The organism is Kocuria sp. LUK (assembly GCF_021012935.1).
Classification (GTDB): domain Bacteria; phylum Actinomycetota; class Actinomycetes; order Actinomycetales; family Micrococcaceae; genus Kocuria; species Kocuria flava.
This window is the reverse complement of sequence record NZ_JAJMZI010000003.1, coordinates 202,495-220,037: the sequence shown is the minus strand read 5'-3', so window position 1 is coordinate 220,037 and position 17,543 is coordinate 202,495. Positions and strand designations below refer to the sequence as shown.

Here is a 17,543-nt window from a genome sequence, read left to right as displayed (position 1 = left end):
GGACCGGGGCCGGCGGCAGCGCGCCGGCCCCGGGACGACGGCGGCCCCTCACCGGCAACGGTGAGGGGCCGCGTCGTCGTCGGACCGGTCAGGAGCGGCCGTCGAACAGGCTCGTGACGGAGCCGTCCTCGAAGACCTCCTGGATCGCCCGGGCGATCAGCGGGGCGATCGACAGGACCGTGAGGTTCTCGAAGCGGTGCTCGGCCGGCACGGGCAGCGTGTCGGTCACCACGACCTCCACGGCCCCGGAGGTCGAGAGCCGCTCGACGGCCGGGGGCGAGAACACCGCGTGGGTCGCGGCGATGATGACGTCCTTCGCGCCCTTCTCCTTGAGCACCTGCACGGCGCCGGAGATCGTCCCGCCGGTGTCGATCATGTCGTCGATGAGCACGCAGGTGCGGCCCTCGATCTGGCCCACGACCTCCTTCGAGGTCGCCTGGTTCGGGCGGGTGATGTCGCGGGTCTTGTGCACGAACGCCAGCGGGCACCCGCCGAGCAGCTCCGTCCACTGCTCGGCCACGCGCACGCGCCCGGTGTCCGGGGAGACCACCGTGACGTTGTCGAGGTCGACGACGGAGCGCACGTGCCCGGCCAGCAGCGGGATGGCCATCAGGTGGTCCACCGGGCCGTCGAAGAAGCCCTGGATCTGCGCCGTGTGCAGGTCCACCGACATCAGCCGGTCCGCGCCGGCGGTCGTGTACAGGTCCGAGATCAGGCGGGCCGAGATGGGCTCGCGGCCCCGGTGCTTCTTGTCCTGGCGGGCGTAGGGGTAGAAGGGCGAGACCACCGTGATCGACTTCGCCGAGGCGCGCTTGAGCGAGTCGATCATGATCAGCTGCTCCATGATCCACTGGTTGATCGGCGCCGGGTGGGACTGGATCAGGAAGGCGTCCGCGCCGCGCACCGAGTCGCCGAAGCGCACGTAGGTCTCGCCGTTGGCGAAGTCGTACGCGTCGGTGGGAACGAGCTCCGTGCCGAGCTCCGCGGCGATGTTCTCCGCCAGCTGCGGGTGGGCCCGCCCCGACAGGAGGACCATCCGCTTCGCCCCCGGGTTGGTGATGCCGGTCATCTGTTCTCGCTTTCCTCGGTGGTGTCCTCGGTGGTTCCCGTGCCGGGGCCGGTGGTGCCGGCCGCGCCGTCGTCGTCCCCGCCGCGGGACCGCAGGGCGGCCTCGGCCGCCGCGCTGCCCGGGCGGTGGTCCACGACCCAGTTCTCCACGATCCGCTGGGCGCCCTCGGTCAGGGCCAGCGCCCCCGCGGGGACGTCCTTGCGGATCGTGGTGCCGGCGCCGGAGTAGGCGCCGTCCCCCACGGTGACGGGGGCGACGTACATGTTGTCGGAGCCCATGCGCACGTGGTCGCCGATGACGGTGCGGTGCTTGCGCACGCCGTCGTAGTTGACGAACACCGAGGCCGCGCCGATGTTGGAGTGCTCCCCGATCGTCGCGTCCCCCACGTAGGACAGGTGCGGGACCTTCGAGCCGTCGCCGATGCGGGAGTTCTTGGTCTCCACGAACGTGCCGATCTTGCCCCCGGTGCCCAGGACCGTGCCGGGGCGCAGGTAGGCGAACGGGCCCACGGACGCGCCCGGGCCGATCACCGAGCCGGACCCGTGGGTGCGCACCACGTGGGCGCCGGGGCCGACCTCGACGTCGGTGAGGGTGGTGTCGGGGCCGACCACGGCGTCCTCGGCCACGCGGGTGCCGCCGTGCAGCTGCGTGCCGGGCAGGACCGTGACGTCCGCGGCCAGGCGCACCTGCACGTCGATCCAGGTGGTCGCCGGGTCCACGATCGTCACGCCGTTGCGCATGTGCTCCTCGAGCACCCGGCGGTTGAGGTGCGCGCCGAGCTGAGCCAGCTGCACGCGGTCGTTGGCGCCCTCGACCTCCCAGCGGTCCTCGATCCGCAGCGCGTCCACGGCGTGGCCGGCCCGCCGGGCCAGCAGCGGGACGTCGGTGAGGTACATCTCGCCCTGGGCGTTGTCCGAGGTGACCTCCGCGAGGGCGGTGCGCAGGACGTCGGCGTCGAAGGCGAAGATCCCGGAGTTGATCTCGGTGACGGCCAGCTCCTCCGGGGTGGCGTCCTTGGCCTCCTTGATCTCCCGGAAGGACCCGTCCGCGTCGCGCAGCACCCGGCCGTAGCCGCCCGGGGCCTCGTGGTCGGCGGTCAGCACGGTCACCCCGTTGCCCCGCTGCTCGTGGCGGTCCACCAGCCGGGCCAGCACGGCGGGGGTCAGCAGCGGGACGTCGCCGTAGGTGACCACCACGGTCCCGGCCAGCCGCTGCTGCGCGTCGAGGGCCTCCACCGCGACCTGGACGGCCCGGCCCGTGCCGGGGACCTCGTCCTGGTCCACGATCAGCGCCTCCGGGTCCTGCTCCAGCACGTGCGGGACGACCTGGTCGCGCTCGAAGCGCACGACCGCCGCGAGCCGCTGCGGGTGCAGGCTGCGGGCCGCGACGAGCGCGTGCCCGATCATGGAACGACCCCCGATCCGGTGCAGGATCTTGGGGGTCTTGGACTTCATCCTCGTGCCCTTGCCGGCGGCCAGGACGACGACGGCAGCGGGGCCGCCCGCCGTGCCGGCGCGCTCGGGGGTGGTCTCAGGGGTGCTCACGGCGCGATGCTGCTCCTCGGTCGTCGTCACGTCCCGGCGCGGTGCGCCGGTCCGACACGGGGTCCGCTCCTCGGACGGGACGCGGACGTTCCGCCTCTAGGGTTCGAACCTAGACTCCGCGGCTCCAAAGGCCGGGGTGCTGCCAGTTACACCAAGGCGGAGCACCGCCGTGGAACGGCAGTGGTGCACGCTGTGCACAGTCGCCCACCCTACCACCGGCGGTTCAGCCGGCCGCCGGGCCGGGGCCGTCCAGGAGCACCAGCACGCGGCGCTGCGCGGCGGCCTCCTCGAGGTCCGGGACGGCCGCGAACAGCGCCTCCAGGGTCGCCTCGTCCAGGCCCCGCAGCACCAGCGGCGCCCGGTCCAGGAGGGGGCGCATCCGCTGGAACGCCGCGGCCAGGTCCTCGCCCGCGCCGGTGGATCCGCCGACGTTCCAGGCCACCGAGGCCACGTAGCGGTCGTCGACGTCGAGCACGCCCTCCTCCCGGGCCCGCTCCAGCGCGCCCAGCAGGTCCAGCTCGTCCTCGGTGGCGCCCTCGGTCTCCAGGAGCAGGTGCACGCCGTGGGCGGAGGCCGCCTCGGCGAGGGCCGCCAGCATCGAGTACACGCGCTCCTCGCTGCGGCCCCGGTTGTCCACCCCGGCCCGCGGGACCACCAGGAACCGGGCGCCCAGGCCCGCCGCGAGGCTCAGGTGGTCGTCCAGCACGGCGATGACGCCCTCGTCCGGGATGTCGTCGTCCAGCGAGACGGTCGCGCGCACCAGGAGCGGGTCCGCACCGGCCTCCCGCAGGGCCTCCCCCATCTGGCGGCGGGGCAGCGCCCCGAGGTGGCGGCCGGCGAGCTGGTCCGGGCCCACCGGCAGCTCCACCGGGCCGGGGTGCTCCCGCACGGTCTCGACGGCGGCGGCGAGCTCGTGCACGCCGTCCAGGCTCACGCCGTGGGCGCGCTGCTGCCGGGACGGTCGGGTCCGGTCGCTGGGGTTGTCCTGCATGCCGCAATCCTCCCACGGCCGATTGAGTCCCGGCTGAGAGATTCCCGATGGCACACCCCTGGGACCGTCCCCTCTTGTGCGCTCCGGCGCCCCTGGTGCGCCCTCTCGCCCCTCCGGCAGTCCCCCTCCGGCCCGGCCGACTCCCCACCCCACCAGCACCCCTCCCCCGCCGAGTCCCCACCCGACCAGCACCCCTCCCCCGCCGAGTCCCCACCCGACCAGCACCCCTCGCGCCGAGCCCCCACCCCACCGACATTCACCGGGCCGACTTCCCACCACACCGATTACTCACCGCGCCGAGCCCCCACTCGAGCCACACCCACGCCGCCGAGTCCCCAGTACGCCAGCCGACTCCCCACCACATCGACACCCTCCCTCGCCGAGTCCCCACCCAAGTCACGCTCGGCTCGCCGAGTCCCCTCGCTCGCGGCATTTCCCCCGTTGCCCGACGGGGGAAATGCCGCGATCGAGGGGACTCGGCGGGGATGGGACACTCGCTTGGGGACTCGACGCTCGGCTGGGGACGTCGGGGGTTTCGAGCCGCAGGAACCGTTGATCAGGCCGTTCCTGCATTGGCGCACCTCGAGAGGCCGATCCGCCTGACCGTCGAAGCCCGAACCGCAGTGCATCCACAGCGCACCCTCCTACCTGTCGCCGAGCCCCCTTTGTCGCGGCATTTCCCCCGTCAGGCAATGGGGGAAATGCCGCGATCGAGGGGACTCGACGACCACAGCGCTCGATCAGTGGGGACTCGGCGGCAGAAGCGGCGGCGCGGTGGGGACTCGGCGGTGCCGGGCCGGGCGAGGGGCCGGGGCGGGCGGGGCATGGGCCAAGCGGGGCCGGGGCGGGCGGGGCGCGAGTACCCTTGACGGGTGGCACATCTACTCGGCGGCGAGAACCTGCACCTGGAATTCCCCACGAAGACGGTCTTCGACGGCGTGAGCCTCGGCATCGACGAGGGCGACCGGATCGGCATTGTGGGCCGCAACGGCGACGGCAAGTCCACGCTCATGAAGCTGCTGGCCGGCCGGCTCGAGCCGGACGGGGGCCGCGTGACCGTGCGCTCCGGGGTGCGGGTGGGCATGCTCGACCAGGCCGACGTGCTGGACCCGGAGCAGACGGTGGGGCACGCCGTCGTCGGGGACCGGCCGGAGCACGAGTGGGCGGGCGACGCGAAGGTGCGCGACGTCATCGGCGGACTGGTCAAGGACCTCGACTGGGACGCGAGGGTCGGCGAGCTCTCGGGCGGGCAGAAGCGGCGCGTGGCGCTGGCGGCGCTGCTGGCCGGGGACTGGGACGTGATCTTCCTGGACGAGCCGACCAACCACCTGGACGTCGACGGCATCACGTGGCTGGCCCGGCACCTGGACAACCGGTGGCCGCGCACCCAGGGCGGGCTGGCGGTGGTCACCCACGACCGCTGGTTCCTGGACGCGGTGTGCACCGACACGTGGGAGGTCCACGACCGGATCGTGGAGCCCTTCGAGGGCGGCTACGCGGCGTACGTGCTGCAGCGGGTCGAGCGCGACCGGCAGGCGGCGGTGGCCGAGTCCAAGCGGCAGAACCTCATGAAGAAGGAGCTGGCGTGGCTGCGCCGGGGTGCGCCGGCGCGCACGTCGAAGCCGAAGTTCCGGATCGAGGCGGCCAACCAGCTCATCGACGACGTCCCGCCGCCGCGCGACTCCGTGGCGCTGTCGCAGCTGGCGGTGACACGGCTGGGCAAGGACGTGGTGGACCTGGAGAACGTCTCGGTGTCCTACCCGACCGAGGACGGCGGGACCCGCGAGGTCCTCCACGACGTCACGTGGCTGATCGCCCCGGGCGAGCGCACCGGCATCCTGGGGGTCAACGGCGCGGGCAAGTCCACGCTGCTGGGCCTGGTCACGGGTGCCGTGCAGCCCACGAGCGGGCGGGTCAAGCGCGGGAAGACGGTGAGGATCGCCGTGCTCACCCAGCAGCTCTCGGAGCTGGAGGACGTCGCGGAGGACCGGGTCTCGGACGTGGTGGCCTCCAAGCGCACGACCTACCTGGCCGACGGCAAGGAGATGACGCCGGGCCAGCTGCTCGAGCGGCTGGGCTTCACGAACGCGCAGCTGTCCACCCCGGTCAAGGACCTCTCGGGCGGGCAGAAGCGACGGCTGCAGCTGCTGCTGATCCTGCTGGACGAGCCGAACGTGCTCATCCTCGACGAGCCCTCCAACGACCTGGACACCGACATGCTCGCGGCCATGGAGGACCTGCTCGACACCTGGCCCGGGACGCTGCTCGTGGTCTCCCACGACCGCTACCTCCTGGAGCGCGTCACCGACCAGCAGTACGCGGTGATCGACGGCCGCTTCCGGCACCTGCCCGGCGGCGTGGACCAGTACCTGGACCTCGCCGCGCGCTCGCGCACCGGCACGGCGGCGGGCGCCTCCTCCGCCTCGAACCCGCTGGCCGCGACCGGTCCGGCCGCCGGGGGCAGGGGGACGACGACGGCGGTCGCGCCGAAGCTGACCGGCGCCCGGGCCCGTGCGGCGCAGAAGGAGGTCGGGGCGACCGAGCGCAAGCTGGAGAAGCTCACCGGGCGGGTCGAGCAGATCCACGCCGAACTCGCGGCCCACGACCAGTCCGACTACGAGGGGCTCGCGGCGATCACCGCGCGGCTGCGGGAGGTCGAGGCGGAGATCGAGGAACTGGAGCTGCGCTGGCTGGAGCTCTCCGAGGACCTGGGCCAGTAGGCGGACGGCCGCCCGCGCCGGCCGTCGCGGGCCCGGGCGGAGCGTGGTGGATGCCGGAGGGGACGCCGCGGGCCGGGTCGTCGAGCACTTCCCCGGCCCCGGGGACGCCGCATTCGTGACCGGATCGTGTCTTCCCTTCCGCGAACGCGGGTTCACCATGGAGGGACCGACGTCTGCCGGCCCTCCCCCGGGGCCCGTTGAGGAGGCAACCGTGGTCCCCCGCTCCCGCTCCGTGCTCTCGGCCCTCAGCGCCGCCGTCCTCGTGGCCGCCCCGCTCGGGGCCCCCGTCCTCGCCGGCGCTCCCGCACCGTCGGCCCCGGCCCCGGCACCGGCCGCTCCCGCCGCCCCGCCCGCGCCCGAGGGCGTGGTGGTCGTCGAGGCGGTGGACCTGCCCCTGGGGGTGACCCAGGCCGCCGACGGGTCGCTCGTGGTCACCCACCCGGACGGCCTGGGCCCCGCGTCGAAGCAGGAGGTGGGCCGCTCCCTGCCCGGCGGCGGGAACGCGACCGTGCAGACCTCCGGGACCACGACCACGGTCCCGGTCGAGGGCGACGGCGTCCACGACCTGCGCTACCTGGACACGGACACGGCCGACTGGACGATCCTGGGCATCGGCCGGGCGCTCGCCGTGGTCGAGGACGGGCGGCTGGTCGACGTCGAGCAGATCTCCGCCCCCCGCGGCCAGGAGGTCGGGCTGTGGCAGGCCGGGCCGGGGGCGGTGCGCGTCGTCGTGCCCGCGGACCGGGCCGACCGGGTGCACTGGTCCCTGCACCAGGGGGCCGTCCCGGTGCGGCTGAACACCGACCACCTGCCCGTGACCGTGGTCCGCGACCTGCCGGACGGCCGGTACTCCCTCTCCGCGGGCACCGCCGACCAGCCGGGCCCGCTGACCGCCTCCACCATCTCCTTCACGCTGGTGGACGGCTGGATCGCCCGGTGAGGGGGCCGGGGTCCCCGGACGCCGAGGCCGCGGCCGTCGCGCTCTTCACGGGTCCCGGCCTGGACGCGCTCGTCGCCGGTGTGCTCCGCGGCCACGACAGCGGCAACGACGACGCCGGGCGCGGCGGGGAGCACTCCGGGCCCGCCGGGGAGCCCTCCGGCGCCGGCCCGGACCGCTGGACCCTGCGGCGGGTGCACCACCGCCCCGGGGCGAGCGTCACCGCGGTCGTGGACGTCGCGGCCCGCGCCGGCCGGCCGGGCGGCACGCTGTGCCTGAGCACCGCCGCGCCGCCGACGCCGTGGCCGGCGACCGTGCGGCGCGCCGACCACGACGACCTCGGGCTGATCACGTGGTGGCTGCCGCACGACCCGTGGCTGCCCGGCCTGCCCCTGGCCTCGTCCCCGGAGGCGGTCGGGCGGGAGGTCTTCGGCTCGGCGGTGCCCGCGGCCCTGGTGCCGCAGTCCTACCGGCCCACCCGCCGGGCGGTGCTGCGGGCCGTGCACGAGGGCGACGTGCGGTTCCTGAAGGTCCTGCGCCGCGGCCGGGCGGCGGCCCTGCACGGCCGGCACCGGCTGCTGCGCGACGCCGGGCTGCCCGTGCCCGCCCCGGACGGGGAGCCGGTGGACGACGTGGTGGTGCTGCACGCCCTGGCCGGCACGCCCCTGGCGGCCGCGGTGCGGGCCGACGGCGCGGCCGCCCTGGCCCCGGAGCACGTGCTCGCGCTGCTCGGGGCGCTGCCCCCGGCGGTCCTCGAGCTGCCCGCTCGCCCGTCCTGGACCGACCGGGTCCTCGACCACGGCCGTGCCGCGGCGGTGGCCCTGCCCGAGGAGGCCGCCCGCGTCCGGGACCTGGCGCACGCCGTAGACTCCGCCCGCCGGGCCACCGACCCCGGCCCGCTCGTGCCCACCCACGGGGACCTCTACGAGGCGAACCTGCTCGTGGACCCGGCCGTCCGGGGCCCGTTCGGCCCCCTGACGGGCCTGCTCGACGTCGACGCCGCGGGTCCGGGCCGGCGCGCGGACGACCTCGGGTGCTTCGTGGCCCACCTCGCCGTGCTGCCGACGGTCGACCGGCGCTACCGGCACGCCCCCGCCGCGGCGGAGCGGTTCCTCGCGGGCTTCGACGCGGCCGTCGACCCGGCGGCGCTGCGGGTGCGCTCCGCCGGCGTCGTGCTCTCCCTCGTGGCCGGGGCCCGGCGCACCGGCGGCCCGCCCGACCGGGCCCTGCGCCGGCTCGAGCTCGCCGAGCAGTTCCTGTCCCGCGCCGGGTGAGCCCGGACCCGGCCCGGGACGCCGCGGCCCAGGCCGAGGAACCGGCTGCCCGGCGGCACCGGCCGCGCCGGGTGCCGCGGGCCTCGCCGGCGCGGGAACCGCCGGGACCCTCGGCCGGCGGCACCGTGCCGCGGAGCGGGCGCACCCGCCCTGACCTGGGCGGACGCCCAGGTCGCACCCAGCGCGGCGTTGCCGATCCGTGGCTGATCGGTGATGCCCCAGCCGTAGCCGGTTCGCGCAGCGCGGCGTAGCGTGATCCGAGAGGACCACCCCGGGTCCTCGCACCGCAGCCGCTCACGACCCCCGGCGCTGCGGCGCGGCCGCCCCGGAACCCGCCCGTCCCCCGGCGGGTCCGGGGCGGCCGCCTGTCCGCGGAGGACCGCACGGTCGCCCGCCCGCGTCGGGCCGGACGACTGCCGCGGTCCCCGGGCCGGCCCCGCAGGACCCGGCGACCGGTGCCGTGCACCCGGATCGGGGCTCCCGCGCCGGGGCGCCCGGGCCGGGGCACCCGGGTCAGGGCACCATGGTCAGGGGTCGCGGCGCGCCGCCGCCGGCTGCGCCGCCTCCTCCGGGGCGAGGGCCGGCTCGGGCCCGGCGGCGTCGTCGTCGAGGTACTCCCCCGTCCCGTAGTCGTAGGCCACGGGGTTGCCCTCCTCGTCGCGGCGGACGTACCAGCCGGTGACCTCGTCGGCCGTGGAGTCGAAGCCGTGGCCGGTGGCGTACTCGCTGGTGGCCTCGGTGGGGGTCACCGCCAGGGCGAAGTTGTCCCCGTGCTCGGTCACGCCGTAGCGCACGGCCTTCTCCACGGCGGAGCGCTCGAACCGGTGGCGGATCGCCTGCGGGTCGTTGCGCAGCTCCTTGTACAGGGCCAGGCACATGAGCACGATGATCACCGAGAACGGCAGGGCAGTGACGACGATGAGGTTCTGCAGGCCCTGCAGCGCGCTCGCCCCGCCGGTGAGCAGCATGACCACGGCGATCCCGGCCATGCACACGGCCCAGAACGCGGTGACGCGCCGGCGCGGGTCCGGGCGCCCGCCCTGGGAGAGCTGGGAGTTGACCAGCGAGGCCGAGTCCGCGGTGGTGACGAAGAAGATCCCCAGCATCAGGATCACCAGCGGCGCCACGAGCTGCGCGCCCGGGAGCATGTCCAGGACCACGAAGAAGATCTCCTCGGGCGAGGGCAGCGACGCCGTCGTGCCGTCGGGGGCCACGGCGCCGTTCTCGCGCTGGAGCCAGATCGCGGTGCCGCCGAGCACGGTGAAGGCGAGCACGATGATCGTGGAGGGGATGAACAGCACACCGAGCACGAACTGGCGGATGGTGCGCCCGCGGGAGATCTTGGCGACGAAGATGCCCACGAACGGCGCCCAGCTCACCCACCAGGCCCAGTAGAAGATGGTCCACGAGGACAGGAAGGACTGCATGGCCTCGCCCTCGGACATGTTCGCGGCCAGGGCGTCCGGCAGGGTCCCGACGTACTCCAGCAGCACGCCGGGGATGACGTTGAGCAGGAACGCGGTGGGGCCGACGACGAAGAAGAACAGGGCCAGGCCCACCGAGAGCACCATGTTCACGTTGGAGAGCATCCGGATGCCCCGGCCCACGCCCGAGACCGCCGAGACGATCGTGGCGACGGTCAGCACCGCGATGATGCCGATGGCCATGGCGTTGCCGGTGGGGCCCAGGCCGGTGACGATCTCCGTGCCGCGGGCGATCTGCATGGCGCCGATGCCCAGGCTCGCCGCGGTGCCGAACAGGGTGGCCACGATGGCCAGGCCGTCGATGAGGCGGGCGCCGGCGCTCTTGCTCGTCATCCCCGGGAACAACGGGGTGAGGATGGAGCTCATCAGGGGCACCCGCCCGCGCCGGAAGGAGACGTAGCCGACGGCCAGGCCCACGACCGCGTAGATCGCCCACGCGTTGACGCCCCAGTGCAGGGCGGCCTGGGCCATGGCGGCGGTGACGGCCTCGTCGGTGGCGGGGTCCACGGTGCCCGGCCGGGGGCTGAGGTAGTAGGTCATCGGCTCGAACGGGCCGAAGAAGATGATCCCGATCCCGATGCCGGCCGCGAAGAGCATGGCCGCCCAGGAGGCCGTGGAGTACTCCGGCTTCTCGCCGTCCAGGCCCAGGGGGATCTTCCCGTAGCGGGAGAGCGCGAGCACGAGCAGGAGCACCGCGAGGCCCGCGGCCAGGGAGGTGAACAGCCAGCCCAGGTTCTGCGTCACCCAGGTCAGGGCCGCGGAGGAGAGCTCCAGGACGGCCTGCGGCCGCAGGACCCCCCAGACCACGAAGGCGATGACCGCCGTGCCGACGCTGAGCAGGATCGGGCGGTCCAGCCCGTAGCGCACCCGCTGGTCCTCGATCGAGACGCCGGGCACGAGCGCGGGGTGGATGTCGTGGGGGTAGGAGACCTCGCGGATGAAGCGCCGGCCGGCGCGCACGCGCTCCTGCAGCCGGTGCCGGGGCTCGGGCGCAGCGGGGCTCGCGCCGCCGGCCGGGGCCGGCCGGCGGCCGTCCTCGCCGGGGCGTGCGGTGCTCTCGTGCTCGTTCTCGGGCGGTGTCACGGGACTCCTCGGGGTCGGGAACAGGAAGTGGCACAGACCACCCAGTGTGACCGAGACGGCCCCGGATGCGCATTCCGGCCCGGACGGGCGCGCGGCCCGCCGCCCCGTGGCAGGGTGCCCGGCCGGACCCCGGTCAGTCGTCGGCGAGCAGGCGGCGCTGGTGCTCGCGCTTGCTGTAGGTCGCCTCCCGGATGGCCTCGTCGTCGTCGAAGTTCGAGCCCAGCGCCCCGGCCATCGTCCCCAGCGAGGCGGCCAGCCAGGTGAGGTGGCCGTAGTCGAAGAGGTTGATCCCGTGCCCGAGCTGCCCGGCGAGGTAGTCGGCGTCCACGACCGCGAGCGCGATCACGAGCAGCACCGCCCACAGGAGCAGGTACATCAGGGCCACGCTCAGGCCCACGGTCAGCACGGTGGAGGCGTTGTCCAGGCCCGCCCGCCACGGCCGGGAGGACCCGTGCAGGCGGTTCCACAGGCCGTTGTGCACGATCAGCCACGTGCTCAGCGCCGCGACCACCATGGCGCTGATGCCCAGCAGGCGCAGCGGGGACAGGCCGTCGGAGAGGTTCCAGATGGAGGCGTAGAAGATGCCGAAGGCGCCGGTGGCCGTGGCGGCGGCCACGCAGCTGGACAGGGCCCGCACGAGGCGCCCGGGCCGGTTGCTGTGCACCATCCCGGCCAGCAGCCGCAGCCGGTTCAGCGCCCCGGGCAGCACGGCGCGCACGACGCCGTCGCCGTCCCCGGGGCCCGTGCGCCGCACGGTGCGGCGGCCCAGGGCCCGGCGCAGCTCGGCCCCGGTGGGCCGCCGGGCATCCGCGGCGGCGACGGCGTCCACGAGCACGCCCGTGAGCCGGCGCATCTTGCGGCGGAAGAGGTCGGCGCCCATCGCGGGCAGGCACACGAGGGCGGCCCGCTGCTCGAGGCCCACCTCGAGCAGCAGCGGCTCGTCCTCGTGCACGCGCGGGAGGTCGGTCAGGTAGACCACGACGTCCCAGCCGTGCTCCTCGAGCAGCCGCGGGGCGTGGTCGAACAGGGGGATGGTGCCCTCGCCGGTCAGCGGGAGCGTCTCCCGGCTGACCTCCACCGCCCAGCCGCCGGGGCGCCCGTCCCCGCCCCGGCGCAGGTCCTCCTCGAGGCCGCGGACCACCGAGCGGGCGACCTTCTCGGGCAGTCCGGGGTCGGCCATGATCCCGACCGTGCGCGCCTCCGGGCCCGGCCGGTGGCTCATGCGGGGCGGCGGGGGTCGGCGGTCACGGCCCGGACGGTCATCGCGCTGCCTCCTGGTCGGCTCGGGAGCCCGCGGCGGGGCGCCGGCCGCGGACCGGCCGGCGCCCCTCACCCTAGCCGCCGGGGCGCGTCACCGTCCCGGGCCGGCCGTTGCGACGGGCTCGACCCGCCGGGCCTGCGAGAAGTCCAGGGCCCACACCGCGCCGCCGCCGACGGCCCCGAACGGGTTCTGCGCCCCGGCCGGGATGCCCTCGGCCGGGGCGAGGCTGTTGACCGAGGCGTAGACGCGGCGGCCGTCGGTGGCGAGGTCCGCCGGCAGCGGGACGTCGACCCCCCAGCGCGCCCCCTCCGGGTCGCCGGTGTGCAGCACGACCACCCGGCCCGGGACCTGCGCGGGCTCCTCCGCGCCGGGGTCCGCCGCCTCGACGGCGGCGCCGTCCGCGGCCTCCTCGGGGCCGTCCGCGGACGCGGCGGCGTCCTCCGCGGCGCCGGGCTCCCCGCCGAGCGCCGGCGGGGTCGGGCCGAACAGCTCGGAGACGTAGAGGTGCTCGCCGTCCACGGCCACACCGGTGACGGCGGTGAAGCCGTCCCAGCGGTCGAGCTCGGTGCCGTCGGCGTCGAACTTCACGACCGAGGCCGCCCCCGGCCGCTCGGAGCCGAGGCCGCCGACGTAGACGTTGCCGTCGCCGTCGGAGGTCAGGGACGTGGGCACGAACTCCGCCGGCCCCGCGGGGTCGTCGGTGCCGTCGGGCAGGGCGGTCGTGGGCCAGGTCGCCCACGCGGTGATCTCGTGCTCGGGGGCCTGCTCCTCGGTCTGCGTGGTGAAGTCCGGGACGACCTTCCACACGGTGTTCGCCCCGGCGTCGGCCACGAGGGCGTAGCCGTCGGGGGCGCCCCCGGGGTCCTCGTCGACGTAGAGCACGGCGTAGGGGTTGGAGTGGACCTGCGCCCCGTCCGGGTTGAGCTCCTCCTCCGCGGCCTGCAGGTCCGCCCACGCCAGCACGGAGGTGACGTCCGAGGCCTCCTGCACCGCCACGAGCAGCGACCCGTTGGCCATGGGCGGGCCGGCCGGGTCGTAGCCGGCCACGAGGTACTGGCCGGGCACGTCGGTGGTGTCCACGCCGTTGACGCCCAAGGCCGCGACGCCGCCCGGGGCGGTGGCGATGCTCAGCAGCCCCTCGACGGGGGTCGAGACCTCGGGCGACCGGCTGCCCGGGCGCTCCACGAGCGTCACCGCCCCGCTGGGTCCCGCGCAGGACCCGTCCGGCGAGCACTCCGGGCCCCCGCGCCCGGCCTCGGCGACGAGCAGGTCCGCCCCGTCGTTCGTCCAGTTCAGCTGCCGCGGGTTGTCCAGGCCGTCCACGACGACGCGGTGGCCCGGGGCCTCCCCGCGCCCGTGCGCGACGGTCGGCGGCAGCGCCGCCGACAGCACCACCGCGGCCGCCAGCGCGCCCGTCCCCAGTCTTCTCATGGCCCCCACCTCCGCCACCCGTGCCGCGCGCCCGCCGCGCGACGGGCCCAGGCTACGCCCGGGGTGGCGGGCCCTCACCTGGGCGGACGCGAACCGTGACCGGCTCGCGACCTACTCGTCGGTTGCCGGCCGGCGGCGGTCACGGGAGCGCCCCGCACGCGGTCCGGGGCGGGCCCGGCGGCATGTCCCCGGGACCCGCCCTTGACTCGTCCCCGGACCCGGCGTGCACTCGGAGCGGGAGCGCGGTCCCGCGCCGGAGGAGGAACCACCATGGCCCGCACGCAGGCACGGACGAGGACGGGAACGACGACGACGGGAACCCACCGTCCGGCGCGCGGCATGCTGCGGGCGGTGGTGGTGCTGGTGCTGGCCCTGGGCTTCGTGGTGGCCGGGGCGCTGCTGACCCTGCCCGGGGCCCGGGCCGCCGAGCTGCGCGAGGGCGAGCGCCTCGTGGTCGGCGCCGGCGAGGTCGTCGAGGAGGACCTCTACGCGGTCGGCGGGGAGGTCGTGGTCGAGGGCACCGTGCGCGGGGACCTGGTCGTGGCCGCCGGCACCGTGACCGTCACCGGCACGGTGGAGGGCGACGTCCTCGCGGCCGCGCGCACGGTGGTCGTCGAGGGCACGGTCGGCGACGACGTCCGGCTCGCCGGCCAGGCGCTGGTGGTGCGCGAGGGCGCCCGGATCGGCGACGGGCTCGCGGTGGCCGGCTACAGCCTGCAGACCGAGCGCGGCTCCGAGGTGGGCGGGGACGTGCTGCTGGCCGCCTACCAGGGCGAGCTGGCCGGGACGGTCGAGGGCTCCGTGACCGCCGGCGTCGAGGCCCTGGCCCTGGCCGGGACGGTCGGCGGGGACGTGCGCGCCTCGGTGAGCACGGCGCAGAGCCCCGCCCCCGCGACCCCGTGGGTGCCGGGGACCGACGTCGCGCTGCCGGCCGTGCCCTCCGGGCTGAGCCTGCGCGAGACGGCGCGCGTGGGCGGGGACCTCTCCTACGAGGGCGCCCGGGAGGCCGAGCTCGCCCCGGGGGCCGAGGTCGCCGGGACGGTCGACTTCCGGCAGGTCGGCGCCCCGGCGCCGGAGGACGCGGCCCCGGCGGGCCCGCTCGCGGTGGTGCTGCTCGCGCTGCGGCGGCTGGTGACGCTGCTGCTCGTCGGGCTGCTCGTGCTGTGGCTCGCGCCCCGGGCCGCCGGGGCCGCGGCCGGGGCGCTGCGCGCGCACCCGTGGCTGAGCCTGGGCTGGGGCGTGCTCGGCGCGGCCGGGGCGGCGCTGGCCGCGGTCGTGCTCCTCGTCGCCGCGGTCCTGCTCGCGGTGCTGCTGGGCTGGGCGACCCTGGGCGGTCTCGCGGCGGCGGTCGTGGCCACCGCGGTGGTGGCCGACCTGGTGCTGGTCCTGGCCCTGGTGCTCGCGCTGAGCCTGCTCGCCCCGGTCGTGGTCGCCCTCGCGGCCGGTGGGGCCGTGCTGCGCACCCCGGCCGCCGCGTCCTTCGGCCGCCGGGCCGCCGCCCTCGCGCTGGGCCTGCTCGCCTACGCGCTCCTGCGCGCCGTGCCGGTCCTGGGACCGCTGCTGGCCCTGGCCGTGGCCCTGTTCGGCACCGGTGCGCTGCTCGTGGCGGTCTGGGGCGCGCTGCGCTCCCGGCGGGCCCGCGGCGGACCCGGCGGCCCGGACCGCGGGACGTGGGCCCCGGCGGGCGGCCCCGGCGCCCCGGACCCCGGGACGTGGGCTTCGCCGGGCGGCCCCGGCGCCCCCGGCCGTGGGACATGGGCCCCGGCGGGCGCGCCCGGGGGGCCGGGCCACGCCGCCCCGGGCCCGGTGGACCGTCCCCGGCGCTCCGGGGACGGTCCACCGCTCCCCTGGGCGGGCGCCGCCTCCGGCCGCGACGCCGGGTCGGGCCGGCGCCCCGGGACGGGGCCGGGCTCCGGGACGGGTGCGGGAGCCGCGGACGACTCGGACCCCGGCGCAGCTTCCGGCCCGCGGCCCGGGCCCGACCGGTGACGGCCCGCCGGCGGCGGAGCGGCCGGGATCAGGCCGCCGGGAGGGTCAGCACGTCGAGGGCCGCCCGCAGCTTCGTGGAGGAGGTCTGCCGGGTGTAGGGGAAGTAGACGACCTCCACCCCGACCGCGGCGAACTCCCGCTCGAGCAGGTCCCCCTTCGGGGTGCCCTTCCAGTCGTCGCCCTTGAAGAAGACGTCGAAGCGCAGCTGGCGCCACGTGTCGAGCTTGTCCAGCAGCACCTCGGCGTGGACCTGGTCCACGTAGCGGATGTGCTCGACGATCTCCATCCGCTCGGCCAGGCCCACCACCGGCCGGTGGCCCTTGGTGATCTCGAGCAGCTCGTCGGAGACGACCCCGGCGATCAGGTGGTCGCAGTGCTGGCGGGCCTGCCGCAGGATGTTCAGGTGCCCCACGTGGAAGAGGTCGAAGGCGCCGGCGGCGTAGCCCACCCGCGGCCCGTGCTGGTCGATGGTCATCTGGTTCCCCCCAGGATCGGGCCCGCGGGGGTCCCCGCGGGCGTCGGTGCGGTCCCCGGCGCAGCAGCCGGGGCCGTGGTCGGTGCGGCCGCCCCCGGGACGGAGCCCGGACCGGGAGCGGGTGCGGCCTCGCGGCGGCGGCGGCTCCAGCGCTGGACGGGCTCCTCGACGAACCACCAGCAGGCGAGGCCGGCGCCGGTGCCGAGCACCACGTGCACGGCCACCCCGCCGGGCCCGGGCAGCTCCCCCACCAGCGCCGTCAGCCCCCGGGAGACGACGAGGTGCAGCAGGTAGATGCTGTAGCTGGCCAGCCCGATCACCTGCACGGGGCGCAGGCGCATGAGCCCCAGCACGGCCCGCCCGAGCGGTCCGGCGGGCCCGCGCAGGCCCCAGAGCACGACCAGGCACGCGGCCACCGCCTGCAGCGAGTAGCGCAGCGTCTCGCGGAAGAGCTCCTCGCGGATCCCCAGCGAGAGCAGGTACAGGCCCAGGGCCGCGACCACCACCGCGTCCCGGCCCCACCAGCCCGGCAGACCGGGCCCGGCCGGGTCGCGGGTGAGCCGGTGGTGCCACACCGCGGCGAGCACCCCGATCGCGATGGCCTCCAGGCGGGTGTCGGTGCCGAAGTAGATCCGGTCCGCGCTCGCCCCGCCCAGGTGCAGGGCCAGTCTCGCCGCGGCCGAGGCCGCGGCGGCGGAGCCGGCCAGCACCCCCAGCGCGAGCGCGGGGCGGGCCCGGCCCACGAGCAGCAGCCACACCAGGGCGAAGCCCACGTAGAACTGCTCCTCGATGGACAGGCTCCAGACCACGATCGAGCCCGGCAGGACATCGACGGCCGAGTCGGTGTAGCGCCAGTTGAAGAAGAAGAACACCTGGCCCAGCACGTCGGTCGGGTTCACGGGGCGCACGAGCCAGGCGTAGAGGGCGGTGGGCACCACGAGCCCCACGAGCAGCGGGGGCAGCAGCTTCAGGGCCCGGCGGCGGTAGAACCCGCCGATGTCGAAGCCCCCGGTGCGCCGGTGCTCCTTGAGCACCAGGTGCGTGATGATGAACCCGGAGATGACGAAGAAGATCGTCACCCCGCTGCCGCCCGGCACGAGATCCAGACCGGCGTGGCCCAGGACGACGAGCATCACCGCCCCGGCCCGCAGGGCGTCCAGGTGCGCGAACTGCCGCAGCGGCAGGGCCTTCCCGGCCCGTGCGCGCGGCACGACTGACTGCGCTGGCACAGCGCCTCCCCCGTGTTCCCCGGGCCGGCCGCTCCCCCGAGCGTGCCCCGGCCCGA

Annotated in this window: 12 protein-coding genes and 1 tRNA gene; 4 read left to right on the top strand and 9 right to left on the bottom strand. The window is 76.0% G+C overall.

The features are described 5' to 3' along the window. Positions 1 to 88: 88 nt before the first annotated feature. From LQU92_RS06595 to LQU92_RS06580, 4 genes are all read right to left on the bottom strand, one after another. Positions 89 to 1,069 carry a ribose-phosphate diphosphokinase gene (locus LQU92_RS06595; protein ID WP_230779129.1) on the bottom strand — a complete coding sequence of 327 codons (981 nt, stop codon included), beginning with the start codon at positions 1,067 to 1,069 and terminating at the stop codon, positions 89 to 91. Further along, positions 1,066 to 2,613, bottom strand: coding sequence for a bifunctional UDP-N-acetylglucosamine diphosphorylase/glucosamine-1-phosphate N-acetyltransferase GlmU (glmU, locus tag LQU92_RS06590; RefSeq protein WP_058859796.1), 1,548 nt, complete (start codon positions 2,611 to 2,613; stop codon positions 1,066 to 1,068). Before glmU ends, LQU92_RS06595 begins: the two co-directional genes overlap by 4 nt. Before the next feature lie 88 nt (positions 2,614 to 2,701). Further along, positions 2,702 to 2,774, bottom strand: a tRNA-Gln gene (locus LQU92_RS06585). Positions 2,775 to 2,836: 62 nt separating this feature from the next. Beyond that, positions 2,837 to 3,604, bottom strand: coding sequence for a hypothetical protein (locus tag LQU92_RS06580; RefSeq protein ID WP_230779126.1), 768 nt, complete (start codon positions 3,602 to 3,604; stop codon positions 2,837 to 2,839). Positions 3,605 to 4,476: 872 nt separating this feature from the next. On the opposite strand from LQU92_RS06580, the gene LQU92_RS06575 reads away from it, so the two are divergent. From LQU92_RS06575 to LQU92_RS06565, 3 genes are all read left to right on the top strand, one after another. Beyond that, complete coding sequence (locus tag LQU92_RS06575; RefSeq protein ID WP_230779123.1) at positions 4,477 to 6,324, top strand: ABC-F family ATP-binding cassette domain-containing protein; 1,848 nt, start codon at positions 4,477 to 4,479, stop codon at positions 6,322 to 6,324. A 211-nt stretch (positions 6,325 to 6,535) separates the two neighbouring features. After that, positions 6,536 to 7,264 carry a hypothetical protein gene (locus LQU92_RS06570; RefSeq protein WP_230779120.1) on the top strand — a complete coding sequence of 243 codons (729 nt, stop codon included), beginning with the start codon at positions 6,536 to 6,538 and terminating at the stop codon, positions 7,262 to 7,264. Next, positions 7,261 to 8,535: an aminoglycoside phosphotransferase family protein gene (locus LQU92_RS06565; protein WP_230779117.1), complete on the top strand. Its 1,275-nt coding sequence runs from the start codon at positions 7,261 to 7,263 to the stop codon at positions 8,533 to 8,535. Before LQU92_RS06570 ends, LQU92_RS06565 begins: the two co-directional genes overlap by 4 nt. A 527-nt stretch (positions 8,536 to 9,062) precedes the next feature. On the opposite strand, the gene LQU92_RS06560 is transcribed toward LQU92_RS06565, so the two are convergent. The 3 genes from LQU92_RS06560 to LQU92_RS06550 all read right to left on the bottom strand — a co-directional run bounded on the left by LQU92_RS06560 (position 9,063) and on the right by LQU92_RS06550 (position 13,794). After that, on the bottom strand, positions 9,063 to 11,102 hold the full coding sequence (locus LQU92_RS06560) for a BCCT family transporter (RefSeq protein WP_374229653.1): 2,040 nt from the start codon (positions 11,100 to 11,102) through the stop codon (positions 9,063 to 9,065). Positions 11,103 to 11,235: 133 nt separating this feature from the next. After that, positions 11,236 to 12,282, bottom strand: coding sequence for a hypothetical protein (locus LQU92_RS06555; protein ID WP_230779114.1), 1,047 nt, complete (start codon positions 12,280 to 12,282; stop codon positions 11,236 to 11,238). A gap of 171 nt (positions 12,283 to 12,453) precedes the next feature. Then, positions 12,454 to 13,794 carry a ScyD/ScyE family protein gene (locus LQU92_RS06550; RefSeq protein ID WP_230779111.1) on the bottom strand — a complete coding sequence of 447 codons (1,341 nt, stop codon included), beginning with the start codon at positions 13,792 to 13,794 and terminating at the stop codon, positions 12,454 to 12,456. 270 nt (positions 13,795 to 14,064) lie between these two features. Between LQU92_RS06550 and LQU92_RS06545 the strand changes: the two genes are divergently transcribed. Then, the gene (locus LQU92_RS06545; protein WP_230779108.1) at positions 14,065 to 15,783 is read left to right on the top strand and encodes a polymer-forming cytoskeletal protein; all 1,719 of its coding nucleotides are present in this window, start codon (positions 14,065 to 14,067) and stop codon (positions 15,781 to 15,783) included. A gap of 28 nt (positions 15,784 to 15,811) precedes the next feature. Here LQU92_RS06545 and LQU92_RS06540 read toward each other — a convergent pair whose 3' ends face one another. Both LQU92_RS06540 and LQU92_RS06535 read right to left on the bottom strand, forming a co-directional pair. After that, positions 15,812 to 16,258 carry an adenylyltransferase/cytidyltransferase family protein gene (locus tag LQU92_RS06540; RefSeq protein WP_058858296.1) on the bottom strand — a complete coding sequence of 149 codons (447 nt, stop codon included), beginning with the start codon at positions 16,256 to 16,258 and terminating at the stop codon, positions 15,812 to 15,814. Further along, positions 16,255 to 17,487 carry an acyltransferase gene (locus LQU92_RS06535; RefSeq protein WP_230779105.1) on the bottom strand — a complete coding sequence of 411 codons (1,233 nt, stop codon included), beginning with the start codon at positions 17,485 to 17,487 and terminating at the stop codon, positions 16,255 to 16,257. Before LQU92_RS06535 ends, LQU92_RS06540 begins: the two co-directional genes overlap by 4 nt. Positions 17,488 to 17,543: the final 56 nt, after the last annotated feature.

What these genes read in the sequence shown, in the direction of transcription:
- LQU92_RS06595 (WP_230779129.1), bottom strand. Translation starts at nt 1,069, where the DNA reads ATGACCGGCATCACCAACCCGGGGGCGAAGCGGATGGTCCTCCTGTCG.
- LQU92_RS06580 (WP_230779126.1), bottom strand. Translation starts at nt 3,604, where the DNA reads ATGCAGGACAACCCCAGCGACCGGACCCGACCGTCCCGGCAGCAGCGC.
- LQU92_RS06555 (WP_230779114.1), bottom strand. Translation starts at nt 12,282, where the DNA reads ATGGCCGACCCCGGACTGCCCGAGAAGGTCGCCCGCTCGGTGGTCCGC.
- LQU92_RS06550 (WP_230779111.1), bottom strand. Translation starts at nt 13,794, where the DNA reads ATGAGAAGACTGGGGACGGGCGCGCTGGCGGCCGCGGTGGTGCTGTCG.
- LQU92_RS06545 (WP_230779108.1), top strand. Translation starts at nt 14,065, where the DNA reads ATGGCCCGCACGCAGGCACGGACGAGGACGGGAACGACGACGACGGGA.
- LQU92_RS06540 (WP_058858296.1), bottom strand. Translation starts at nt 16,258, where the DNA reads ATGACCATCGACCAGCACGGGCCGCGGGTGGGCTACGCCGCCGGCGCC.